This is a genomic window from Tychonema sp. LEGE 07196, assembly GCF_963890365.1.
In the GTDB taxonomy this organism is placed as follows: Bacteria; Cyanobacteriota; Cyanobacteriia; order Cyanobacteriales; family Microcoleaceae; genus Microcoleus.
In genome coordinates this window covers 1-25,076 of the sequence record NZ_CAWPRX010000118.1, presented here as the reverse complement: position 1 = coordinate 25,076, position 25,076 = coordinate 1, and the positions used below count along the sequence as shown (strand labels likewise).

At 45.4% G+C, this 25,076-nt stretch carries 21 protein-coding genes; 10 read left to right on the top strand and 11 right to left on the bottom strand.

Annotated features, from left to right (window positions below; all coding sequences use genetic code 11):
- Window positions 1-232 precede the first annotated feature (232 nt).
- The 4 genes from AACV78_RS14455 to AACV78_RS14440 all read left to right on the top strand — a co-directional run bounded on the left by AACV78_RS14455 (window position 233) and on the right by AACV78_RS14440 (window position 3,645).
- Window positions 233-1,582 (top strand): branched-chain amino acid ABC transporter substrate-binding protein, encoded by a 1,350-nt coding sequence (locus AACV78_RS14455; protein WP_228042259.1) that lies wholly within the window; start codon window positions 233-235, stop codon window positions 1,580-1,582.
- 231 nt (window positions 1,583-1,813) lie between these two features.
- Window positions 1,814-2,890 (top strand): branched-chain amino acid ABC transporter permease, encoded by a 1,077-nt coding sequence (locus AACV78_RS14450; RefSeq protein ID WP_194008409.1) that lies wholly within the window; start codon window positions 1,814-1,816, stop codon window positions 2,888-2,890.
- A gap of 18 nt (window positions 2,891-2,908) precedes the next feature.
- A complete protein-coding gene (locus tag AACV78_RS14445) occupies window positions 2,909-3,322 on the top strand; it encodes an element excision factor XisH family protein (protein ID WP_228042258.1) in 414 nt (137 codons plus the stop codon).
- Window positions 3,310-3,645: a XisI protein gene (locus AACV78_RS14440; protein ID WP_194008410.1), complete on the top strand. Its 336-nt coding sequence runs from the start codon at window positions 3,310-3,312 to the stop codon at window positions 3,643-3,645. The genes AACV78_RS14445 and AACV78_RS14440 overlap by 13 nt, the downstream gene beginning before the upstream one ends.
- Window positions 3,646-3,778: 133 nt before the next feature.
- Here the strand turns inward: AACV78_RS14440 and AACV78_RS14435 are convergent, their stop codons facing one another.
- The 3 genes from AACV78_RS14435 to AACV78_RS14425 all read right to left on the bottom strand — a co-directional run bounded on the left by AACV78_RS14435 (window position 3,779) and on the right by AACV78_RS14425 (window position 4,997).
- Window positions 3,779-4,105, bottom strand: coding sequence for a 2OG-Fe(II) oxygenase (locus AACV78_RS14435; protein WP_194008411.1), 327 nt, complete (start codon window positions 4,103-4,105; stop codon window positions 3,779-3,781).
- A complete protein-coding gene (locus AACV78_RS14430) occupies window positions 4,087-4,338 on the bottom strand; it encodes a hypothetical protein (RefSeq protein ID WP_194008412.1) in 252 nt (83 codons plus the stop codon). The genes AACV78_RS14435 and AACV78_RS14430 overlap by 19 nt, the downstream gene beginning before the upstream one ends.
- An 86-nt stretch (window positions 4,339-4,424) precedes the next feature.
- Window positions 4,425-4,997, bottom strand: a complete 573-nt coding sequence (locus tag AACV78_RS14425; protein ID WP_194008413.1) for a Uma2 family endonuclease — start codon at window positions 4,995-4,997, stop codon at window positions 4,425-4,427.
- A 188-nt stretch (window positions 4,998-5,185) separates the two neighbouring features.
- Here AACV78_RS14425 and AACV78_RS14420 point away from each other — a divergent pair, with 188 nt between their 5' ends.
- The 5 genes from AACV78_RS14420 (at window position 5,186) to AACV78_RS14400 (ending at window position 10,108) form a co-directional block, all read left to right on the top strand.
- Complete coding sequence (locus tag AACV78_RS14420) at window positions 5,186-6,751, top strand: ABC transporter permease subunit (protein WP_194008414.1); 1,566 nt, start codon at window positions 5,186-5,188, stop codon at window positions 6,749-6,751.
- On the top strand, window positions 6,735-7,601 hold the full coding sequence (locus AACV78_RS14415) for a class I SAM-dependent methyltransferase (protein ID WP_228042257.1): 867 nt from the start codon (window positions 6,735-6,737) through the stop codon (window positions 7,599-7,601). The genes AACV78_RS14420 and AACV78_RS14415 overlap by 17 nt, the downstream gene beginning before the upstream one ends.
- 59 nt (window positions 7,602-7,660) lie before the next feature.
- Window positions 7,661-8,440, top strand: coding sequence for an ABC transporter ATP-binding protein (locus tag AACV78_RS14410; RefSeq protein ID WP_194008415.1), 780 nt, complete (start codon window positions 7,661-7,663; stop codon window positions 8,438-8,440).
- Between the two features lie 175 nt (window positions 8,441-8,615).
- Entirely contained in the window at window positions 8,616-9,323 is a 708-nt protein-coding gene (locus tag AACV78_RS14405) for an ABC transporter ATP-binding protein (RefSeq protein WP_194008416.1), read from the top strand.
- Window positions 9,324-9,484: 161 nt separating this feature from the next.
- Complete coding sequence (locus AACV78_RS14400) at window positions 9,485-10,108, top strand: hypothetical protein (protein WP_194008417.1); 624 nt, start codon at window positions 9,485-9,487, stop codon at window positions 10,106-10,108.
- 409 nt (window positions 10,109-10,517) lie between these two features.
- On the opposite strand, the gene AACV78_RS14395 is transcribed toward AACV78_RS14400, so the two are convergent.
- The 3 genes from AACV78_RS14395 to AACV78_RS14385 all read right to left on the bottom strand — a co-directional run bounded on the left by AACV78_RS14395 (window position 10,518) and on the right by AACV78_RS14385 (window position 17,848).
- Window positions 10,518-15,998, bottom strand: a complete 5,481-nt coding sequence (locus AACV78_RS14395; protein ID WP_194008418.1) for a response regulator — start codon at window positions 15,996-15,998, stop codon at window positions 10,518-10,520.
- A 922-nt stretch (window positions 15,999-16,920) separates the two neighbouring features.
- Window positions 16,921-17,331 (bottom strand): hypothetical protein, encoded by a 411-nt coding sequence (locus tag AACV78_RS14390; RefSeq protein WP_194008419.1) that lies wholly within the window; start codon window positions 17,329-17,331, stop codon window positions 16,921-16,923.
- A gap of 151 nt (window positions 17,332-17,482) precedes the next feature.
- Complete coding sequence (locus tag AACV78_RS14385; protein ID WP_194008420.1) at window positions 17,483-17,848, bottom strand: hypothetical protein; 366 nt, start codon at window positions 17,846-17,848, stop codon at window positions 17,483-17,485.
- Window positions 17,849-19,261: 1,413 nt separating this feature from the next.
- On the opposite strand from AACV78_RS14385, the gene AACV78_RS14380 reads away from it, so the two are divergent.
- Window positions 19,262-20,953 carry a glycoside hydrolase family 44 protein gene (locus tag AACV78_RS14380; protein WP_194008421.1) on the top strand — a complete coding sequence of 564 codons (1,692 nt, stop codon included), beginning with the start codon at window positions 19,262-19,264 and terminating at the stop codon, window positions 20,951-20,953.
- Window positions 20,954-21,304: 351 nt separating this feature from the next.
- On the opposite strand, the gene AACV78_RS14375 is transcribed toward AACV78_RS14380, so the two are convergent.
- The 5 genes from AACV78_RS14375 to AACV78_RS14355 all read right to left on the bottom strand — a co-directional run.
- Window positions 21,305-21,547 carry a DUF5615 family PIN-like protein gene (locus AACV78_RS14375; protein ID WP_194008422.1) on the bottom strand — a complete coding sequence of 81 codons (243 nt, stop codon included), beginning with the start codon at window positions 21,545-21,547 and terminating at the stop codon, window positions 21,305-21,307.
- Complete coding sequence (locus AACV78_RS14370; RefSeq protein ID WP_194008423.1) at window positions 21,544-21,768, bottom strand: DUF433 domain-containing protein; 225 nt, start codon at window positions 21,766-21,768, stop codon at window positions 21,544-21,546. The genes AACV78_RS14375 and AACV78_RS14370 overlap by 4 nt, the downstream gene beginning before the upstream one ends.
- 122 nt (window positions 21,769-21,890) lie before the next feature.
- Entirely contained in the window at window positions 21,891-22,763 is an 873-nt protein-coding gene (locus AACV78_RS14365; protein WP_194008424.1) for an MBL fold metallo-hydrolase, read from the bottom strand.
- 292 nt (window positions 22,764-23,055) lie between these two features.
- Window positions 23,056-23,667, bottom strand: coding sequence for a HEAT repeat domain-containing protein (locus tag AACV78_RS14360; RefSeq protein ID WP_194008425.1), 612 nt, complete (start codon window positions 23,665-23,667; stop codon window positions 23,056-23,058).
- A 133-nt stretch (window positions 23,668-23,800) separates the two neighbouring features.
- Window positions 23,801-25,076, bottom strand: a 1,276-nt coding sequence (locus AACV78_RS14355; RefSeq protein WP_194074302.1) for a C-phycoerythrin alpha-cysteine-82 phycoerythrobilin lyase CpeY, incomplete at its 5' end; no start/stop codon positions are given.

Here is a 25,076-nt window from a genome sequence, read left to right as displayed (position 1 = left end):
TGTCAAGTATTAGTGATGATGCTATTTCTATCGTTGCAGTTCAAGCATTGTCAATAAATACTCAGAAATCTTAGCACGTAATTGAATCAGATATGACCTAATTCCCGACCTTCTTGTGGCGGCAGTGTATCTTTGAGAGTTGACACAAATTTTTTAAACTTGTGCTAACTCTTGACTTACAGACTTACAGAGTGAAAATATGCAAAGACGCAAGCAACAAACAAACCAACCTATGAACTTTTCCCAGAAATCAGGGGGCAACAGTGCCACACACTCAACAACCAACTCAACCCAGAATCCGGGCGCGGCCCGATTGCGGACAATACTCCTCGCCGCCGGCATAGCCTCTCTGTGCGCTAGCTGCCAAAATCCTCAAGCACCAAACGCCACAACTCCGGGAGCGACTCCAGCAGCCTCTCCCGTCGCAGTCAGCGCCCCCGGAGACCCAAATACTGTCAAAATTGTCTCCATGCTCCCCATGACAGGCAGCGCCTTGGGCCAATCTCAAACAATGGTCAACGGCATCAAACAAGCCCTTGCCGAAACTGACTCCAAAGCTTGCGGCGGCAAAATCAAAATCGAATACGAAGTGCTCGATGATGCCACCGCCGCCGCCGGCAAATGGGATCCGTCCCAAGTAACGTCCAACTCTAACAAAATAGTCGCTGACGGTTCGGTAGTTGCCGCTATCGGTCACTACAACTCCGGTGCAGCCAAACTTTCCATTCCCGTGCTCAACCAAGCTAACGTCGTGATGATCAGTCCGGCAAACACCTATCCGGGACTGACTAAACCAGGAACAGGCGAACCCAAAGAACCCAACGTTTATTATCCTGCAGGCACTCGCAATTTCACCCGCGTTGTCCCTGCTGATGACCTTCAAGGGGCTGTTGCGGGAAACTGGGCAAAATCTTTAGGAGTGCAAAAAGTCTTCATTCTCGACGATCAAGAACTTTACGGGAAAGGTATCGCTGACGTTTTTGAAGCAACTGCTAAAAAGTTGGGAATTCAAGTCCTCGGCCGGGAGGGAATTGATATTAAAGCTAGCGACTACAAGGCGTTAATGAATAAAATCAAAGCTTTAAATCCAGACATGATTTACTTTGGCGGCACTACTCAGAGCAATGCCGGACAAATAATTAAAGACATGAGAAATGTCGGGATGGCCGCTGATGCAGTTAAGTTCATGGGGCCCGACGGCATTAAAGATCAAGCTTTAATTGATGCCGGAGGCAAAGATGCCGAGGGTGTTTATGCTACTTTTGGCGGCTTGCCTCCTAAAGAATTGACTGGTGAGGGCGCGAAGTGGTACGAAAGTTACAAGGCAAAATATAATGCTGAACCGCAAGCTTATGCAGCTTACGCCTATGAAGCTGCTAAAGTGGCGATCGGCGCAATTAACAAAGTCTGCAAAAATGACCGCGCTGCGATCCGCGATGCTGTCTTGGCAACTAAGGATTTTAACGGGGTACTAGGCACTTGGAGTTTTGACGCTAACGGGGACACGAGTTTGACTACAATGTCAGGAAATGTTGTTAAAGACGGCAAGTGGGAGTTTGTGAGCGCGCTCAAAACGGAATAATTAGTCAGTTGACTGTTGTCAGTTGACTGTTGACTGTTGACTGTTGACTGTAGTGATTTTAACTGGTTCCTAAGCAGAGCCTAGGAACCAATGTCACTCTTGGTCTGCTGGATTTTCCCATCCGAAAAATTGGAGGTAGAGTCTCCGAATCAGCGTTTCTAATATCTGCCTAGAAACAAGTAGAATGAATGTTCCTAATGCCCAATTTTCACTGCCCAATTACGAATAATTATGAAAAACTGGAAAAGTATTCTATTATATCTAGGTGTAGCTTATATAGTTTTGTTGTTAGGGCCGATCGCCGGATTTGACTTGCCCAAAATTATTGGAGAAATAGCCAGCAGCCCTGAAGTTTTGATTCAACAATTATTAGTTGGTCTGGTTAACGGCGCGCTGATTGCGATTATTGCTTTGGGTTATACGATGGTTTACGGCATTATTGAATTAATCAATTTTGCTCACGGCGATTTGTATATGTTGGGTGCTTTTGCTGCCCTCACTGTGTTCGGGGCTTTTGGCATTCAAGACGGCGCACCTTTAGCTGTTGCGATACCGGTGATGTTAGTTGCTTTAATTGTATGTTCTGCGTTTTGTGCTGGGCTGAATATTGTTGTGGAAAAGTATGCTTATCGGCCTTTGCGAAATGCTCCGCGTTTGGCTCCTTTAATTTCGGCGATCGGGGTTTCTTTCATTTTCCAAAATATGGGGTTGTTTTGGGGAGGTTTGAAAGCTTTTATTCCGGTGATGGGTTCTAATTCGGCTGCTCCGAAAAGCTTTCCCGATTTGTTGCCCAGAGTCGATATTCTCAAAGCTTTGGGAATTGAAACCAGTATTGTATTTACCACTAAGGATTTAATTGTGTTGGTGGTGGCGGTTGTATTGATGGTTTTGCTTCATGTGTTTGTGCAGTACACTCGTCTGGGAAAGGCGATGCGGGCTACGGCTCAAAGCCGCGATGCTGCTAAGATTATGGGAATTAATGTCGATCAGATTATTGCTCTAACTTTTTTGATTGGTGGGGCTTTGGCTGGTTCTGCTGGAATTTTGGTTGGTTTGTACAATAATACGATCGTGTTTACGATGGGTTTTACGGCGGGTTTGAGGGCTTTTACGGCGGCGGTTTTGGGGGGGATTGGCAATATTGTGGGGGCGATGTTAGGAGGGGTTTTGATTGGGGTGCTTTCGTCTTTGAGCGATCAGTATTTGTCGAGCCGCTGGACTAATGCTTGGGTGTTTGGGGTTTTGGTGGTGATTTTGGCTTTTCGGCCTGGGGGTTTGTTGGGCGAGAATGTTCAGGAGAAGGTTTGAAGGTGCAGGGTTGAAATAATGGCAAAAGACATTTATCATTATAATGTAAGGACTGCTTTAGAAAAGGATGGGTGGATAATTACAGACGATCCTTTCCCTCTACGGCTTGGCTTGCGCGGTGTTTTAGTAGACTTAGGAGCTAAAAAGTTGCTAGCTGCTGAACGCAAGGGAACAATAATTGCTGTTGAAATCAAAAGTTTTATCGGCAAATCTCCAGTAAAAGATTTGGAAAATGCGATCGGGCAATATACTTTATACTTAACACTCTTATCTAGATTAGATCCAGAGCGCACGCTATATCTAGCAATTGTTGAAGAAGTTTATTCTACTTTTTTTTCGGAGGAAATCGTGCAAGTTGTTCTCGAAGATAGGGGAATAAAACTCATTGTGGTAGATCCAGTTAAGGAGGTTATTACAAAATGGATAAACTAGACGACTACCGGGACTTAATCTATAAAATATTGTCTTACTATGCTAATTTGCCGTACAGATACGGCGACATTAGTAGCTATGTGATTGTCAGCCAAGACCGCAATCATTTTATGTTGATGCACGAAGGTTGGCAAGACCGCAAACGCATTCATGGTGCGGTAGTTCACGTTGAAATTCGGAACGGCAAACTGTGGATTCATTATGACGGTATTGAAGATGGCATTACCGATGAATTACTGGAGGGTGGGGTTCCTGAAAACTGCATTGTTTTGGCGTTTCATTCGCCGGAAGTACGCAAACATACGGGATTTGCGATCGCCTAAAAAGTGCGATCGCGATCGAATTAAATATTCCCTGGTTTCACCCAGCTCAAAAATTTAACTGGTTCCTAGGCTCTGCCTGGTAATGAGTAATAACTGCCTTAGAAAAAGATGGGTAGATAATTAAATTCGATCGCTACTTCCCTTCTAATCTTTCATAGATAACATCGGTACGCATCGCGTACTTCGTACCAGTTCTGACTGTACATCCTTCGTGCGTGAGTTTGTGTTGGAAAATCACAGTCATACCAGTTTTAGGGACTACGGTATGTTCGAGTTGTTCGGTGAAGCGAGTTTGTCCCCCCTCGAAATCAGCGTTCAGGTACACGAGAACGCTGTGAAGAGTCACCTGAGAATCACTTGGACAATACCAATGATCCATGTGAGGCGCAAATCGCTGACCCGATCGATAGCGATACATCCTCAGACGTTCGTTCAAGCCCACTAAAACAAAGTTACCCATGCGATCGGGAATGTGGGACGAAGCCTCCGAAACAAATCTGCGGAAATTTCCGGGTCATCCCTGATGACGCGATCCTGGTTGCGGAACATCGGATTATTTGTCGCGATCGTCGGTGCAGATGCTTCAATTAGAGAAATCAGGCGATCGCACTCCTTGGAACTATAAACGTTTTCTACGACCCACAGGAAGCATTCGGACTCGAATCGAAACGGTACGTCAATATGAATATTCATGGCTGCTGGATATAAACTTTTTCGTCAACGTGATTCGATCGTAATGAGCGACGAATAAGAAATAAAGCACGATCGCATTTTACGTTTTAAATATTCCCTGGTTTCAACCAGCCAAAAACTTCGCCTAAAGTCAACTGCATTTCCCCCATAAATTCGGGAACCGGAAGTATATCTGTCGGTTCTTGCAATGAAATCGGCTGCTGCCTTGCGGGATAGGCTAAAATGGTTTTTTCATCGGGATCGAGCAACCAACCCATCTGACAACCGGCATTCAAACAGTGCAAAATATTGTGGGTGACTTTGGTTTGGCTTTGGCCGGGGGACAAAATTTCGATTGTCCAGTCTGGGTGAGCGTTAAATGTATTGGCAATTTCGCCGTCAGCGTCTAGGGGAATGCGATTCCAAACAAAAATGGCGACATCTGGAACAATAGAACGTCCGCCAAAAGTGCAGCGAAGTTCTGGTAGGGCTAGGGCAATTTGCGGTTTCTCTGCGATGTCGTTGGCGACTGTGACGAGTCTACCTTGTAGTTTGCTGTGTTTTCCTTGTGGCATGGGTTTTTGTACGATCGCACCGTTGATGTATTCGCTAGCGGGTTTGGTTTCTGGCAGTTGCAAAAACTCGTCCAGGGTGATAGTTTTTTGAGGAGCTTGTACCATATCGCGATCGCCCGTTTGAAGTGTGTTTCGGTAACAGTTCCAGTATATTTGAATTTTCGTCGCTTTTGGTGCAACAATCGAACTCAAAAGACTTTAAACTGTAGCTAGCCTGATGACAGTTTCCAGAGCAAGCAGCCGATATAACTACTGACTGCTGACTAATGACCACTGACTAATGACTTCTTTCTATGTCAAATAAAATAATCAAAGCAATTAAATCGACTGGTATTTTAGGAGCGATCGCCTTTTTGACTGTTGTGTTATTCGGCGGTTGGAGCGGCACCGTCATCGGGTGGCTGATGGGCACGGCGGCGGGCTTCATGAGTTGTCAAGATCAGAAAGTTCAAAACCCAAAAATGGGCGCAACAGTTGGCTGTTTTGCGGGTTTGGGTTTGGGCGTTTGGCTGTTAGTTGCTAGCGTACTAGAAGGAATTTTAGTTAGACCTTTTTCCGGTCAATCTGCTGTGGCTTTACCTACTACTTTGCTGTACGGGGTTTGCAGTTTGGCGATCGCAATTTTGACAGCTTCGTTAATGGGTGCTTTGCAAGGTTTACCGCCGCAACGCCAACGGCTCGCGACTCTGGTAACATTAGCTTTTATTCTAATTTTGTTTCCGTTTATCGACCTCGAAGCTCAAACTGGCTGGATTGCTACGGTAGTACAGATTCAAATCTTTATTATGTTGGCGCTGGGTTTGAATATTACTGTGGGTTTTGCGGGGTTGTTGGATTTGGGATATGCGGCGTTTTTTGCGATCGGCGCTTACACGACGGCTTTGCTATCTTCCGGGCAAGTAAATATTGCTTGGAATTTTTGGATCGTTTTGCCGATCGCCGCCGGTGTAGCTGGCATTGCGGGCGTTATCCTGGGCATTCCCACCCTGCGGCTCAAGGGCGATTATTTGGCAATTGTTACCCTCGGTTTTGGCGAAATTATCCCGGTGATATTTCGCAATTTAACCGACATTCGGATCGACGAACCAATCTCGAAGATTGTAGCTTTAATTTTGGGCAAGCCGGAATTGGTGCTGTGTCTGGTTGGGTGCGATCGACCTTTTAACCTCACAGGCGGCGAAGCGGGAATTAACCCGATCGCGCGTCCATCTCTCCCCATCATCGGCACATTCAGCACCGGCAACTACTTTCCCTGGTACTACCTAATTTTACTGCTCGTCGTCTTCGCTTACTTCATGATTTCGCGGCTGCGAGATTCCCGCTTGGGACGGGCATGGAATGCCATGCGCGAAGATGAATTAGCGGCAAGCGCCATGGGCATTAACTTGGTCAAAACCAAACTTTCGGCTTTTGCGATGGGAGCCACATTTTCGGGGTTTGCAGGCGCATTTTACGCTGCCTATATCAGCGCGGTTTTTCCCAGCGTCTTCGATTTTTCAGTCTCGGTGATTATCCTGTGCATGGTGATTTTAGGCGGTTTGGGCAACATGACCGGGGTGATTTTAGGCGCTATCATTATCATGTCTGCCGATCGGCTTTATCTACCCCAACTAGCCGAAGTCCTCAAAGGTTTCCTGAATACTTTTGTACTTCCCAGAATAGCAATTCCCCAGTTAGCAGACTTTCTCGCCACCAGTTTAGACCCCATTCAAATGCGTTTATTTCTCTTTGGTTTAACACTCGTTGTGATGATGGTCGTGCGGCCCGAGGGGCTGATTCCCGACAAGCTCCACCAAGCTGAATTGCATTCAGATAGTGAAGCGAGTAATGAATCTTTAGCAGATGCCAGAAGTCAATAGTAAAGCTGAAAAATTAGCCATGAACAATGTAACTGGTACTGCTGTTATCGTTGCGGAATTTAGAGCGGAAGAAAATCAAGAAACAATTCCTCTTTACACTGATAATGTCGTAAAAATATGGCTGAATGAGGAAACAAAAAAAATAGCTGCCAAAATTTCTAAAAACTCTCCCGCCGCTAAAGAAATGATTAAGTTGCGGACTAAGTATTTTGATGACGTTTTGTCAAATCAAATTTTAGGAGGTTGCAAGCAAGTAGTTATTTTAGGTTCTGGTTTAGACACTCGCGCTGCCAGAATCAATGGAGAAAAAGTCACTTATTTTGAAATAGACGATCGCGCTACACTGCAATTAAAAGAAGAAACTCTCAAAGCCAACAAAATTAGCGCCAATGTTCGCTACATTCCCGGAGATTACATCAAAGATGGTTTAATAGCTTTACTGAAACAGAGTGAATTGGATTTCGAGCGCCCGACATATTTTTTGTGGGAAGGCAACACAACCTTGCTTGCCAAAAAAGATGTAATATTGACCTTGGAACAAATTCGTGACAATGTGAAGAGTTTTCGATTGTCCTTTGATTATATGTCAGAGCGGGTGATTTTGAGAACCACGGGCTACCAAGATATCAATGATTACATAGATAAATACGAAAGTATGTATGCACCGTGGATTACAGGTTTTGACAATATCGCAACTTTGGCTGACGAACTCAATCTCAAACTTATTGAGAACTTTTCGACGGCAGATTTGCACGTACAATATCGCCCTCGCCGTTCCCTCGAATCTCATCTTTTTAAGTTCTATTTTGTTTGTACATTAGAGAATATGTCTGACAATCTCCCAACTTGATTCAGAAGCCTGCGTGAAATCTCATACTTCAATATAAAATATTAGGAAATAAACCCAAAATGTCACTATTAGAAGCACGGCAACTTACCATGAAATTCGGCGGTTTAACTGCAGTCAACCAGGTTAGTTTAACCTTAGAAAAAGGCTCGATCGCCAGTTTGATCGGCCCTAACGGTGCGGGTAAAACCACATTTTTTAATATGCTTACGGGCATCTATAAACCTACTGCCGGTAACTTGCTCCTCCAAAATAAGAATATCACCGGTTTGCCTCCCGATCGCCTGACAAGTTTCGGCATTGCTAGAACTTTTCAAAATATCCGCTTGTTTAACAATATGACTGTGCTGGATAATGTTTTGGTAGGCAGGCACAGCAGAATGAAAACAGGTTTGTTGGGTGCAATCCTCCGCCCGCCAACTGCGATAGTGGAGGAACGGGAAGCTAAAATAAAAGCGCTGACTATGCTGGATTTTGTCGGTTTAGGTGCTTCTAAAGCGCTGGAGTTGGCAAAAAACCTTTCCTACGGCGACCAGCGTAGATTGGAAATTGCTAGGGCTTTGGCTTCCGATCCGAAAGTGTTGCTTTTGGACGAACCGACGGCGGGAATGAATCCGAACGAAACGGCCGATTTAACTCGGTTTATTTACTTGATTCGCGATGAGTTAGATTTGAGCATTTTGCTGATCGAACATGATATGAAAGTGGTGATGGGAATTAGCGATCGCGTTAGTGTAATGGAGTACGGTACTAAAATTGCTGAGGGAACTCCGGCAGAAGTTCGCGCCGATCCTCGCGTGATTGAGGCATATTTGGGAAAAGAAGATGATGTTCACGGTTAATACAATTAGTCGGTTAACCGCAGATTTAAGGCAGATAAACACTGATTGACGCAGATAATTTTAAGATCGCGAGATGCTCTGGTTTACTATAGAAAAGGTTAATTTTAAATAAATGCAATAAAATTTTATACTTAGTCGGGACGATATAACAAAGGATAAGGTAGAAAGAGCAATTATGTTAGAAATTAAAGACATTCACACCTATTACGGAAATATTCACGCTCTCAAAGGGGTATCGCTAACTGTCTCGCAGGGAGAAGTTGTGACATTAATCGGTAGCAACGGGGCGGGGAAAACTACCACTCTCCGCACGATTCAAGGGCTGCTGCGCCCGCGCCAAGGTACTGTACTGTTTGAGGGAAAGCCTTTGGAGTCGCTTTCTACAGAGGCGATCGTCCGTTTGGGAATTTCTCAAAGCCCGGAAGGGCGGCTGATTTTTGGGCGCATGACGGTACAAGAAAACCTGGAAATGGGCGCTTATCTCCGCAACGATACTCTCGGTATCAAGTCTGATATGGAAAAAGTTTTAAATTTATTTCCGCGTCTGCGAGAAAGAATTAGTCAAAAAGGGGGAACTCTCAGCGGGGGGGAACAGCAAATGCTGTCGATCGCCCGTGCTTTGATGTCGCGCCCCCGTTTGTTATTATTGGATGAGCCGAGTATGGGTTTAGCGCCGATGTTGGTGAGTCAAATTTTTGCGATCGTCCGCGATATTAATGCGGGCGGAACTACTATTTTATTGGTAGAACAAAACGCCCGGATGGCTTTAAGTGTAGCCCACCGCGGCTATGTCATCCAAACTGGTGAGGTTGTAGTTGCCGGTACTGCTAGCGATTTGCAGTCAAATGAAACTGTTCGCAAGGCGTATTTAGGGGAAAGTTAAATATAGGAATTGGGCTCTAGCGTTGCGGAGGGATTGGGCGAGCGCGAAGCGGAGGGATTGGTAATCGGCTATTAGGTCGTCTCCGCTTAGGCAATGATAATTCTGTGTTATTTTGACAATACAATAGCAGCATTTTGAAGTTGATTCTGGAGTAATAAACTATGTCTGTGATGACCGAGGCTCTTGAGCGAATCAGTATTTACTGTGAGCTAAGCGAGCCAGATAGACCCAGAGAAGAAATTGAAAAAAAACTCAGCTTTTTTCCATTTCAGCTATCTGATGAAGCCTATGAATTTTATCAGTGGGCAGGCGCACCTGTAGGTATGAGGTGGCCAGATGATGACGATTGTTCATACAGTAGTTCGACATATTACTGTGCGCTGGAGAGATTTTTAGGAAATGCAGATGACTTAATTCATTTCCTGTCTCTTGAGGAGGCAAAAGGATATTATTCTCCATCTTTTCACGATCCAAAGTATCTTCCATTTGTTTCCTATGAAAATGGTTGGCTATTCATTGCTGGTTCGGAAACAAAGGTTGAAAACTCACCTGTGCTACAACTAGAAGAATGTGACCCTTCTTTATGGTTTCCTAGTTTAACCAACATGATGTTAGCGATCGCCGAGTCTTTAGAAACGGTTGGAACTATACTCCCAGACTTTGATTATCATAATGAAGATTATAGAACTAACAAATACCGCGAAAAAATTCAAGAACAATTGCAAGTAGTGGAAGCAATTGCTATAAAGTACGGCTCCCCAAGAGGGGCAATTCTTACCAACTAATTCTATTGATTCAACAGTCTTAATATCGTTTCCCAAAAATCTTGCAACAATCATTAGTATTGGGCGAGGTGCAGCGGAGGGTTTTCACGAATCCTATTTGTCAGGTGCGTCGCTATTAGATTGTCGATTTTTCTGGGAAATTCAAGGGTGGTGACGCACCTGACAACTGTTTGCAAGGCGTATTTAGGGAAAAGTTAAATAGCTATTTGGGGAAGGGGTAAAGAGTCATTAGTCATTGGTCATTAGTTAGAAGTAATGGGTAATTGGTAATTGGTAATTAGCAACGTGCACCGGGTATTGCAGCCGCAGCATCCGATGTCAAGACGGCAGAGGGCGGGCCCGCACCATCCACCGCCCCTACTAATAACAAATAACAAATAACCAATAACCAATAACCAATAACCAATAACTAATTCCCTATTTGCGATCGCAATTTCCCCGTTTTTAATTCAGTCTCAAACGCCATCCGTACCTTTTCCCACTCCGTTTCGGCTTCCAACAGCCGATCGCGCGCCGTCCTCGCATCAAAAACCTGTTCCCCTCCAGACTCAACTGCCATGCGGCCCATATACTCCAACTCCTTGCAAACTTCCGAAAAAGACACCGCTCCTAAATTAGCGCTGCTCGACTTCAGCGTGTGAGAAGCCAGCTTCAAACTATCAGCATCGCCGAGAAAAATAGCCTCTTTAATTGTTTCTAACTGCTGCGGTGCATCTAACAAATATATCTTAATCAACTCCCCCAAAAAATCCGGGTCTTCATCATCGTCTAACTCGCGGAGACTTTGCAAAACATGAAAATCGATCGGCGAATTTGCAGCAGGTTGAACCATCGAGTATCCAGCAGCCTCACTGTCAACTTGCTCAGTAATCTGTGGATTTTTTAGTTCAGCAACGGCATCCAATTCATCCCGCTGCAGTGGTTGGCATTTGCCCAGGGCGATCGCCAACTCTTCCCGGCGCACCGGCTTAGTAATATAATCGTCCATACCCGCTTCCAGACACTTTTCGCGATCGCCCTGCATCGCATTAGCCGTCATCGCAATAATTCTCGGCTTCCGATTAGCAGGCCACTCCTGACAAATGCGGCGCGTCGCTTCCAACCCGTCCATCTCCGGCATCTGCACATCCATCAGCACAACATCGTAAGATTGCCGCTTGCAAGCCTCCAAAACCTCCAGCCCATTAGCCGCAATATCTGCCCGATATCCTATCCTGTCGAGCAAATGCGTAGCTACTTTTTGATTCACCACATTATCCTCCGCCAGCAAAATCCGAATCTGAGTAGAATTAGCTCCATCCTGTGCGACAGAATTGCTAGCCACCTGCCTCAAAATCGCAGGTGTCCGCTGCACGCGGTGCTGTTCTTGAGAATTTTCAAAATACTTCAATCCCGAAGTCAAAGTTGCCACATTTGAAACTTCTCCCCTACCGCTTCTGCCGGCAACATATCCAAAAACTTGCAGCAACACATTATAAAACTGCGACTGTTTTAGAGGCTTAGTTAAAAAAGCCGAAAAATGTACTTCTGTAGTTTCAAGCTTTTTCCAGACTTCCGCCTTGCTCAAATAAGTAAACAGCACCAAAGGTAGCGGAACTTTGCGAGGGCTTGTAACGATGACATTCGGATTTAGCCCCTCGCCAGACAAATTGCTCAGCTCCAAGGAACGAATCTTCACAGCCAAAGCCACGCCATCCATATCTGGTAGATTCATCGCCAAAATAGCCAAATCTAGCGCCGAGTTTTCTTGGATAATTTTCACAGCCTCAGCACCCGAACTTGCAGCTACGGGTATCATTCCCCAAGCCTCAGCTTGCCGGATCAAAACTTGCCGGTTAATGGCATGATTTTCGACAATCAACAAATGCTTGCCCGCCGCAAATTCCGGCAGTTTTTTTGACTCTCGACTTTCATTAGCTTCTGCTGTCACCGTGAAATAAAAAATTGAACCGGAACCCGATACCGACGGCGGATAAAATCCAGCAGGCGGAATTCCTGCGGTACTTTGTCCGATCGCCGAAACAGCAGATTGAGACTTAGAACTTGCCGGACAAACTTGACTGACAACCCACATTTTACCACCCATCATATCGCTCAAACGCTGGCTGATAGCCAGTCCCAGACCAGTCCCGCCGTACTGTCGAGTTGTGGAAGCATCCACCTGCGAAAAAGCTTTAAATAGGCGATCGATCCGGTCTGGTGGAATGCCAATGCCCGTATCTTGGACAGCAAATTGAATCTCGTACTGTCTGTTACTTGGCAACTTTTCCTCCTTAGTTGCTAGCGGTTTCAGAGCTAAAATATTCGTTATTTCCGGCAAAATTTTAGTAGCTACAGGCTCGATTTTCCTAGCAGTACAAGAAACGACAATTTCTCCCGATTCGGTAAATTTGACTGCATTTCCTAGCAGATTTACCAAGATTTGGCGCAGCCGCGTGACATCTCCTAAAATGTTTTTGGGAACAGAATCATCAATAAAGTAAGCCAGCTCTAAACCTTTTTCTGAAGCTCTCGGAGCCAGCAATTCCAGAGATTCCTCTATGCAGTTTTGCAGGTCGAAGGGGCTATTTTCCAAATCCATTTTGCCCGATTCAATCTTGGAAAAGTCGAGAATATCGTTAATAATAGTCAGCAAAGCATCGCCGCTGGTGCGAATTGTCTCTACAAAATCCCGCTGTTCTGTAGTTAGTTCCATATCCAGCAGCAAACCGGTCATCCCGATTACCGCATTCATCGGAGTGCGAATTTCGTGACTCATCGTAGCTAAAAACTCGCTCTTAGCTCTGTTAGCAACTTCGGCCGCTTGTCGCGCTTGCTCCAAAGCTTCATTTTGCTCTACTAACTGTTGCTGTCGGTGAACTTCTTTTTCTAAAAGTTGGGCTTGGGCTAAGGTAATTCCGACTTGAGCGGCAACATCTTCTAACAGTTCAATTTCGTCGGGAGTCCACTGGCGAGTTGCATCGCACTGGTGCAAAGTAATAATGCCATTCGGTTCGCCTTGATAGGAAGTGCGAACCGCTAACATAGATTTTAAGCCGATGCGGCGGCACATCGGCACGGAAGATTCGAGCAAAGGATCGGCAAATACATCGGGAGATGCTAGGGCTATATCTTCAGCAAGCAGTTTTTCTGTGTAGGGGTTGTAAGTGACAGAAAGTTCTAAATCTAAAGCTGATGCGTGACCTGGTTCGAGGTATTCTGCGACGCAAGGAAGGTGCGGATAAGGTTGGGAAAGGTAGGTGTGAATTGTACAGCGATTGACACCGAATACACGCCCGATTTGGGTGGCGGTAGTCTGAAAAATTTCTTGAGTATCTAAGGTCGATCGCACTTTTTGAGTGATTTGTTTGAAGAGTAAAACGCACTGGTACTGACGCTGCAAAGTGTGCTCGCGTTCTTCGCGGGCAATTTCCGCGCCGATATAATTGCCCATCAATTTTAACATTTCAAAATTCAGCGGTTTCAAAGGTGGTTTAGCAGAGCTCGAAGTAAAGCTCAAAGTGCCAAAAATTCGCCCTTCCACTATTACCTGCGTGCCGACAAATGCCTCCAACCTGCGGACGGCGTAGGCCGGGTGATGCTTCCACTGAGTAGTGCCGGCGGATTCGATAGAAATAGGTTCGTTCGATCGCAAAACCTCTCGTTCAAAAGTTCTACTCAAAGCAAAACCATCTCCTTTGGCAAATCCGAAGGGGAAATTTGACGGTACATAGGCGGCGATGACTTCGTAGCGATCGCCCAAAACCCTGCCCAACAGCCCGATATCCATCCCAAACTGACTGCAACCCATTGCCAGCAACTGAGCAGTGCGCTCCTCAAAGGAGCCTGACGAGCTCACCATTACCTCGTAGAGCGATCGAATTGCTCGCTGGCTTTCCCGCAATTCCTCAACGCCTTCGACGCGGCTGCAGACATCGTGCAAAGTTCCTAAAATTCCCGCTATTTCACCCTGGGAATTCAGCCGGACTTGAGCAAATATTTCTACCGAAATAAAGCCAGATTCAGGATGAATATCTAATTCATTTTTCACCGAGTCCGAATTGTACTTAAATCGCAGTTCTCTCCGACAAAATTCCGATTTTCCAGACAGCAAAGACTCTAATAGATTTTCACACTGCGGGCGTTCATCTGGATGAACCCAATCTAAAAAATTAGTGTGCAAACTTTCGGAAACCGAAAAACCAGTAATTTCAGTCCAAGCGCGGTTGAGAAACGTCCAAACTCCCGCCGCATCCATCTGAAAAATTACTGTTGCTTTCAAAGAATCAAAGACTTGGAATCGATCGGGATCTGCGCCTTTGAGTTCTAACTGCTTGTTTGGAGTAATATCTGTATGAGTTCCGACCAAGCGCAGCGGTTTGCCTGCAGCGCTCCGCAAAACTTGACCCCGGTTCAGCACCCAGATAGTGCTGCCGTCTTTGCAGTACATCCGATATTCTGCTGCAAAATCCGCTGTCTTTTGTGCGAAGTGCTCTTCTAAGGCTGCCTTTACTCCGTTAATGTCATCTCGGTGGATGCGACTCCACCATTCCGATCGGCGATTCGAGATTTCCCCTGCTTTATAGCCGAGCATTTCTTGCCACCGCACGGAATAAAAAAACTCATCTGTTTCGAGATTCCAATCCCAAATCCCCTGATTGTTGACAGTAGCGGGGAGATTTTGGGGCGGCCGGAAACTATTTTCTGCAATTTCAACTTCCTGGTGGCGATTTGCTGCCGGAAGCTGTATTTGGGCGGCGAGTTTTTTGTATTGCGCGTTGCTAGATTCTAGCTGTCGCTGCAAAGCGATCAAGCTAGAATGCAGAGATTTTGAATCTAGCGCTTGTAAAAGGATAGTTTTAGGATTGACAATCCCGATCGGGTGATTGCTTTCGTTAATGACTAATAATGGTAACTGGTAGTAGTATTTTTGCAGCAGGGCGACGGCTGCTTCTAGGGTAGATTGCGATCGTACCAGCGGCGGCGAGCTGTTACAAATCGCTCCCGCTTTAATTTTGTTCGAGTCTCTTCCCAAGGCCTGCAACTGCACGATGTCTCGCGAACTTACCACCCCAACGAGTTTGTGCAGGTTGGGATTTGTAAATTTGGAATTTGTAGCACCAGTCGAGTTTGGTTCTGGGGTTTCAGTAATTAATACATAGCTAACATTGTGTCGGAACATCAGTTGCGCCAGATAGCGAACTGAAGAACTAGCAGGAGCGTGAATAATTCGCCCTGCTGCGATTTGAGGAATTTGATAAAGTTTAATTAAACTCGCCGGCAGCTCTAATTTCGGTTGTGAACTTGGCAGCGGCGGTGGGAAAGCGAAGGTAACAGGTGGCGGATCGCTGCTTGCTTTTTGTGGCGATTTCCCAAGTTCTTGCAACAGTTCTACCAAGCTTTGAGAGCTAATTAAACCGACAAGTTCTTCAGCATCGCTGACGACGGGTAAATGACCAATCTGATATTTTTCCAGCAGATTTACTAAGGAAAAAAAGTCGGTAATTTCCGATTCTCTGGCTACAGTTACGGTTCTGATCATGATTTGCTCGATCGCAAATCCCCTCAAAGCAGCGCCGATCGAATTTAGCTGTACCACATCTCGCGCCGTAAAAATCCCCAGCACCGTCTGCCCGCTCCCATAGGGAGCTTTTGCGCCGCCCTGATGCAGCCCGTTGCCGAAGGCCTTTACCGCACGCGGTAAGCCGTTGTAGAAACCCGACTGTTCCCGCAATCGTGGGGAATTCCCATTGCTGAGATTTTCCAGTTGAGAATGCTCGCGCGGCTCTACCACGAGGACGTAACTGGCTCCTGTGCTGCTCATCAGCTCGATCGCCTTTTCTACGGGCGTTTGAGGGGTGACGGTAAGGGGATTGCGGTTGATGACCTGACTGAGAGAAGGAATAAACATCAGCGGGCATAAGAGTGATATTTGTTAGAAAAACCCGATCGCGGGCAGCAGCTTGATTGAGAGGCTTTACCCGCGAGCTTTCCAAGCACGGTCAAACTTTCTGTACCATAAAATTCACCCCTACTTCCAGCATCTTGGCATTTAAAATTAATTCTGTGCCAAATCCTGACAATTGGCGGGTAATGACAAGTCAGAACCAATGCTATCTGCCACAGGGCGGACTTTTAACTGGCCGGCAATTCCTCGCCCAGCCTAACTACTGCGGGTTGACGAGCAAGAATTTCTGCGATTGTCCTGACTGCACCCTACTTTCTCGCCCTCAACGGAATTCTCGCTCAGATTCTGTTTGAGGCAAGATACTTATACACTACCAATTTACCAGCGGCCGCAGGCTTGTTACAAGATTGCCAATTAGTAGGTATATAAACTGTGCAATTAGGCGGTGGGAGAAGCCAGAGGGAGAGAACGGGAAAGGGGGAGCTTTGAATATATAGCCTTTCTCAAAAAGGTGAGGAGTTGAGATTTTAGATACTTCGGCTTCGCTGTACAAGTTTGAGATTTTAGATTGGGGGATTGAGAACTCGATCGATCAATACCTCATTTTGGGCTCGGACTGCTATAGATTTTAGATTAGGGAATTAGGGCATGGGGAAATTGAGGGATTGAGGGATTGAGGGATTGAGGGATTGAGGGAGCGATCGGTCAATCCCTCATTTTTGGCTAGAACTGCTATAAAACAAATAATTGCTATGACTCTGTTATTATAGCAAATATTAATAATTGCTAGGAATTCTCAATTATTATAAATTTTTATTTTAAATTAGCGTCTACTGCACCGATGTAGCGATCGCACCCCGCAGCAGTACCGGATATTTTAATTGCGACGGCGTTTTGAGCAAAAATTGCGATCGGGCTGGACAACTCAAGGATCGGGGCGATTAAAATGCCTATAACTAAACTTATAATTATGGTTTTTAATAACACTTGAATGCTGACGTTGGACGTTGGACGTTTGACCCAAAGCGAGGGGGGACAGCAAAACATGACTAATGACTAATGACTGATGACTGATGACTGATGACTTCAAACGACGCTGAAGTTCCCCAGCGGCCGTAGCAATTACGACCGCCAAAATCGGGTGCAGCGGCTCGCTGTGGCGAACTTCTGCAAAAGTGAGGACATGGATCAAAGTAAAATACCCACAGACTGCCAACAGTGGCAAAAACTCCCTCCAGCGATGCCGCAAAACTATCATGCCCAAAATAGCCAATACAGGCAAATTTCGCGACGCTAAAATGCCGACAATCCGTTGTGGCGAAAACAATGTCCGCATTGCCTTAATCTTAAACAAAGTGTGATAAGGCCAGTCACTTATAGGGTTTCCAAACCAGAAAAAAACTGCCTTTTGCAAACAATACCAGAGATAGACAGCAGGCTCGCGAAGTATTGAAGCGATCGCCCGTTTGGTAAAGTAGCGATCGCCCTCAATCGTAAAAGCATTGTGTCCTCCATTCCGAGCCGGATTGAGTTCTTCCCGCCAAATCTGAACAATATTGCGTTTTCGCAGTTGTTCTTAGGCTAAATGATAAAACTCGGGACTTCCTTGCCACAGCAGCGCCGTAGAAACGCTGTGGCAAGGAAGTCTTGTGAGTTCGATAATTGTGGTAATTCCAAGGTGTAGTAATGATAATAATTGCGCCCAAATAAGCCACAAAACAAGTAATCTTGCGATTTAAAGACCATTGAGGCTGCATCAATAGTGGCACAATTAATGGAAACAACATCGGGAGCATCCCAGTTTTGCAATGAGTATAAATACTGAGATAATTGCCTTGCCAAGTTGATGGCATAATAGAAAGCAGATAAATTACCACAACCTAAGTGCATATGACCCCAGAAGAACAGCAGAAGATCAAAATAAATCTCCAAGCAATAGCAGAGGTCTTTTATAAGAATACCTCGCCAGATAATCTCAAAAGCTTTGAATCTATCGAACTGACTGTCCGAGAGTATTTAGTTGAGACAGTAGCACCAGAAAGGGGCAGTTTTTTTTGAACTCAGCAGCGTCCAAGGGTGAGGGGAGCAAAAAAACATAAAAAGTTGTGCGCGTAGAAATAAAGCTCTCAAGTAAGCAAGCCCAAAAGCTGGGAGTAAAGAAGGGAAGTCGTTTGAGTCCTCACTGAGAAAAATGTTGTTTATTATTATTAGTGGGAAATGAATCATTTGCCAATGCTGAAAAAAACTTAAAAATGTTGACAGGAATTTATGTACCGCACAGTACACAACATCGGCTATTAGATCGTTATAAATTCTCTTCACCGTTGAACGGTGAGCAAGTAGAAGCATGTTCGTATAGACGGAGGAAATGTCAGGCTAAGAACTCCATGAGGAAAAGAAAGAGTAGGTCGGAATTATAAGGCAGTTAAGATCCATAATCAAGTAGCAGCCGCCTTCTTCCAAAATAATCCAGATTTAGTGGAGTGGGTAAATAGCCAACTTTCAAATGAACCGATAACCTGTTTGGGATATGGTCACGATGGGGTGTGGAATCTGTTTAATCAAATTGGGACTAATGAACAAAGAAGAAAAGTATTAGATTGGTATCATTTGAAAGAAAATTTACATAAAGTAGGGGGGTCACTCAAACGAATCCGAAGTGTCGAGAGCCAACTGTGGCAAGGGTCAACAGTAGAAGCTATAGGCGAATTTGTAGGAGTGAGAAGTAAAGAAAGTCAAAATTTCCAGAATTATCTCCTAAAACATCAGTCAAGAATCCCAAATTACCAGAATTATCTTGCATCAGGGTATTGATATTGGTTCGGAATCTGTAGAATCTTTAATTAAACAGATTGTAGCAAGAATTAAGATTGTAGGTGCACAGTGGAAAGAAAAAAACGTGCATCAAATTTTAAGACTCAGATGTGCTTATTTAAATAATGAGATTAAAATGGGTAGTTATGCTTAGTTAAAAAGCGGGATGCTCCCGAACCCATGTTTATAGACTTGTGGAGATTGTGCTGGAAAGCTTGGGTAGTGAGTTCTAATATCATGTCCGGTCAATTACTATAACGAAAAGGGTTCGTAGTGCGCCCGAAAGTTTGTTCTTGGGCGGAGGATACAAGTCCGCACTACGAACTTTACTTATTGCAGTCAATAGAACGGACATGATTAGGATTTCAACATTTGCTACAATGTGAATAAGAGATTAATATAATTTAATTAACATTTTTTGCTTGCACAACCAGTTTGAAAGCAGTATCAAAATGAATAAACGATTTTGGTTGCGATCGCCCTCCAACAAACTAGGTTGGATTATCCTACTACTATTAGGCGTTTTGGCTGCTTTGGCAACGATCGCCACCGCAGTTTACTTCAAAAGCCCGATCGCCCAAACAGCCAATCTCACCTTATCTGTAGACGTTACAGCCGATCGCCATTCCATCAGTCCCGACATCTACGGTATGAACGATTATGCCCTAGATCCGGCCATCGCCAAAGAGTTGCGAATTCCAGTCGAACGCTGGGGCGCAAATCACACCAGCCGCTACAACTGGTTAGTCGATTCTTCCAACAGCGGCGATGATTTCTTCTTCGTGGGCGGCGGCGACAACAAAAACCCGATTCCCGGCGATTCGATCGACAAAATTGTCAAAACCAACCGCAAAAACGGCAGCAAAAGCATCGTTACTATCCCGATGATGGGCTATGTAAATAAATTGAGCATCTGGAATTGCGGCTTTCCAGTAGCCAAATACGGCGCGCAAGAAAAAACCAATCCTTACATTTTTCCAGAAGAGGATAAGTGCGGCAACGGAAAGCGTCCAGACGGCAGTTTAATAACTGATAATAATCGCCTTGATGTTAGTATTATTAGCGATGCAGCTTTCCAGAAAGCTTGGGTTCAACACTTAGTTAAAACCCACGGTACTGCTGAATCGGGCGGCGTGCAAATTTATCAAATGGATAACGAACCAAGCGGCTGGGGAAACACTCACCGCGATGTTCATCCAGAAGCGACAAGTTATGACGAATTGCGCGATCGCACTTACCAATATGCCTCAATGGTAAAAGCCACAGATCCCACCGCTAAGGTACTCGGCCCGTCGGATTTCGGCTGGCCTGTTTATGTGGATTCGGGAGTAAAGGACGATCGCGAAAAACACGGCGGTGTCTGGTTTGGGCGGTGGTACTTGCAGCAAATGCGCGCCTGCGAACAGCAAAAAGGTGTTCGCATCCTCGACTATTTTGACGAACACTGCTATCCTGTCGTCGATGACCTCTGTTTGGCGAATTGTCCCGCCGGCGATGCTAAGACGCAAGCAGCCCGGTTGCGATCGACTCGTTCTCTGTGGGACAGCACTTATACTGATGAAAGTTGGATTGGTAAATCGAATCCGCCGCTAACAATTATTCCCCGGTTTATAGAATGGATAAAGCAGGATTATCCAGGTACAAAAATCGCAATTACTGAATACAATTGGGGCGGTTTAGAGTCGATGAACGGGGCGTTAACTCAAGCCGACATCTTGGGGATTTTTGGGCGAGAACAACTCGATTTAGCGACGCTGTGGGGGCCTCCAAAGTCTTCTGAACCGGGTTCCTATGCCTTCCGCACGTACCTGAATTATGACGGGAAGGGCAGCAAGTACGACGGCGATACTTGGGTGCGATCGCACAGCACAGACCAGGAACTTTTGTCAATCTACGGATCGCAACGCACTAACGACGGTGCTTTGACGCTAGTAATCATTAACAAAACCAGTAAAAAATTGACTAGCAACTTGAGTTTGAAAGGATTTAAATCGGCGGGTAAAGCTCAAGTTTACACTTACAGCGAGGCAAATTTGCAGGCGATCGTCCGTCAGGATGATTTGGCTGTCAGCGGTACTGGATTCAAGGCAACTTATCCCGCTAATTCTATCACTTTGGTTGCCATTCCCAAGGAAAAGGCTTAGTCATATCGTTTCTGCTTGCATCGTCAGGTGATTTAACCTTATTAGTACACAGAGTACACAGAGTCCGAGAATATATATCTGAATCATTCCGACGCTACCGGATTTGATATCAGTTGTCAAATCCCCTAGCATTGGAATTTTTACTGTGGCGACTAATCCCCGCTAATCTCCACCAACCTTTCACCTGTTCTCAAAAGTTCCAGCGCATCTAACAACGTTGCACTGAGAATCTCTCGCAACCGATCGTTTGATGTATGTAGTAAGACACAATTAATTACACAAAACTCTGGGCTGCAAGCCTTGTCTAGTAAAGAATCAGCAAAAAATCAGTGTGTAATTAATTCTGTCCAATTACTTATTGCCACACGTCAACCAAATAATTTGTGGGGGGGAATCAAGACGATCGACTAAATCAACAAAATCACTGTCTTTAGTCATCAAAATAACTCCCTGCGCTTTGGCTGCCTCGAAAATCTCAGGATCTTCAGCATCTCTCAGTCCAATGTCGCGCAAGGCTACCGCTGCTATTCCCAGTGTATTAGTCATCCAGGTTGCGATCGCTGGTGACAGATGTGCATCTACCCAGATCGTCATGCAACCAATACTGGATGATTAAGTTTACGTGAGGCGTACAAAAGAGATGCTTTGAGGTCGTCTATTTCCAGATCGGGCATTTCTTCGAGAATTTGTTCCGCACTCAAACCAGCCGCAAATAAGTCTAGTACATCTGATACCCGAATTCTCATGCCGCGAATACAGGGACGACCGCTACACTGTCTGGGATTAATTGTGATTCTTCCAAGTAGTTCCAACATTCAAGTTAGTGATGGTAAAAACTTATATAGCGGTTCGATCGCGTGGTGAGGTATGCCCGGTTTGGCCTATCCCGGATAGTACCTCATAGGAGATCTCGAAAGGCTGTATTCAGTATATCAGATTAAGCATCGACCATCCAAGCAATACACTTTTGCATTTGATTGCTCATCGTTTCTCGATCGGCATTATATCGGCGGCCGTGTCCCGGCAACACCCACTCAAACGAGTAATCAGCCAAATTCTGCATAGATTTGATTTGTTCCGGCCAAGAATACCAACAGACGTGGGGAAAGGCAATTAGCTGCTGCAAATTTTCCGACCAAGCCAGATGATCGCCGCTAAACAAAAACTTATTATTGTAAAGCAAAACTGTGTGAGCTTTCGTGTGGCCGGGAGCAGGTAGAATCAACAAATCATCGGCTAATTGATACGGTTCGCTGCCTGACAATTGAATTTCTACACTGCGAGTATCCGCGTTAATTTCATCAGTATGAAGAATGCGATCGCACCCAAAATGATCGTGGAATTTTTGATGGTCTGCTACATCGTCGCGGTGAGTCAAGTACAGATAGCGAATGCCGCCCATTGCTTCGATATTTTTGACTAGCGGCGGCGCAAAACGGGGAGAATCAACTAAAATGTTTCCTTCGGGGCGGACAATTAAATAGCTAGCCGCGCCGAAGGATTTCTCGGAATGGTAGCCGCAATGGTAAACATTTTCTGCTACTAACGCGGGCAAATTTTGCTGAACTTCTTTGATATTTTTCGGCTTTTCAACAGTGCCGATCGAACTGGTGGGACAAGACAAAAGAGCCGCGAGACTTCGCATTTCTTCAGTTTCGTTTGTCGGTTGCTGGTAAACCGCCGACTTTTCTTCGGCTTCAGTAAATACTTCCGGTGCCATCCAGCGACAAGTATCGCAGTTTATGCAGGTACTGTCTACATAAAAGTTACCGCTGATATTTTCGGGGCGGCGCAAATTTATATTAGCCATTTTTTTACCTTTGGATAAATTGAAAATGTTAGTTCACGCTAACATCTTCTACCATTTTACATTTCTTAGTGGGAACTTGGGGCGCAACTAAGCAAGCGTATGCAAGTCCGCACGCGCGATCGAATTAACCGTTTTGTTATGGTAATCGATCGGACGGGCTCTAATATTCTTTCCGTTTGCATCGGAATCATAATTTTCTGAGGGTGCAGTTCTGTCCGCTGGAGACAGCACTGCGGTATTATTTCGATCTAACTGGATTTGATCTAAATGGTCGATCGCCCATTCAATCCAACTAACCGCCGGAATTCCACTTAGTCACCTGATTCATTCGAGACAAAGCACTTTCAGCAGACTCACGAATATAAGGATCGGCGTCAGGATTGGCCGCCGCCGCCTCCAAAACCTCCTGGGCTTTTGTACCTCCGATTGTCGCCAAGGAACCAGTTATCGCCACAGCTAAGGCAATATTGTCAGTATTCTCGATCGTCTCAATCAAGATATCCAACGCCGCTGTACCAATTTGTCCCAGCGCCATTACCGAGGAGATATAAACCACCGGATTCGGATCGCTTAGTGCTTTTTGCAGCCCTTGCAATCCTAATTCTGGAAAAGTTATATCGGGATAGTTGACAGCGATCGCCGTTAATGCCTTTGCACAACTCGCCTGAACCGTGGCATTCTTGCTATTGAGCAGAGAATCTACCAGCAAGGGCACAGCATCGTTACCGATTATCCCCAAAACTTGCACTGCCGATCGGCGATAAACAACATCTTCGTCATCCAAAATTCCCATCAGTTGCCGAATAGTCGTTTCGTCGCGAGTTTCAGCTATTTCGCTTATTGCGCGTTTCCGCAGGTGCGGATTTGGATGCTTTAGCTGTTGGAAAAGTTCTTCTTTCGGCATTTTAGTCAGTAGTCAGTTGGCAGGAAAGCAGTTGTTAGTTGGCCCGAAAGCAGTTGTTAGTTGGCAGTCAACAGTTAACAGTTAACAGTCAACAGTCAACAGTCAACAGTCAACAGTCAACAACCTTAAATTATTATACTCTAGACATTAAACTCGCTGCTTTTTCCCGCAGCAGCAAATCCTCATCGGCGGCCAAAATCTCGCAGCCGCTTTTGTCTCCTAATTTTTCCAAGGCCATCAAACTAGCATATTTCAAATCCCAAATTCTAGTTTCCAGACCAACTTTTAGTTCAGCAATAGCGCGTTTGTCGCCGATTTCGCCGAGGGCGAAGGCTGCGGCGGCGCGGGATTTTTGAAACTGCGGTTCTCGATTGTGCAGCGCTTCTACGAGTAAATCGAAGGCTGGGGCGTACTTGAGCCAACCCAGCAGTTTCATGACGTGATAGTGCGCTCCGTAATCGTTGTATGCTGATTTTGCATAAGTTGCGAGTAAGGCATCCGGTGCTTCATTTCTGTAGGATTCTAGGATGGTTTTGGTTGCCAGATAACAGCGCCCGAAATCGGTTTCGTAGAGTTCATTAATTGCAAATTCGAGGCTTGGTAGTTGGTCGTATTCGTGTACTAAATCGAGGTCGTCGGGCCGATCGCCAATTATGCGATCGAGAATCGGTTCAATTTCGGTAAAAGCAATCTCTCCAGCAGGAATCCCCGCACTCGCCAGCATCCGCACAGCCCGCAGGCGAAACACCAAAGACACGGGACAGCGGGAAATCTCAGGAATTGCTTTGTAATATTTGGCGTCTATTAAATCTTGAATGCTGCTGCGGCGATCGTTAACATTGCTGCTTTGCAGCAACTCTACCACGCGCGACATTTGCGAGTAATCTCCCGAAAAGCGGCAGATTGTGGTGATTGCCGCACCTTGAATCATCCCATCTTTATCCTCTACAAATTGGTTGAGGCGCGAGATTGCTGCTGTGTAATTTAATTTTGCCAAAGCGTGGATGATTACCCGATAGCTTTGAGTTGGTTTGTCGAGCAATTTGGCAATATCTTCTAAGATATCGGGATTTTCTGTGCCGATTTCGCCGATCGCCCAAACTGCATTTTCTACCACGTAACAGTCATCATCGCCCAAGCAAGCATGGAGAGATGTGAGTGCAGATTTTGCCTGCAAGCGCCCCAAGGTTTCTGCTGCTTTGCGGCGAACTGAGCGATTGTCAAGCCCATCGTCGGTATTTTCCACGGCTACAATCAGGGCGGCGATCGACTTTTCTGTGGAAAAATTTACTAAATGAGAAGCTGCAATGTAGCGATCGTAAGGGTCATCTAGTTTTTGGGCCGGCGTTTCCAAAATGGCGATCGCCTGTTCTTCTGTCAGATTAAATAAATTAAAAAAACGTTTATCC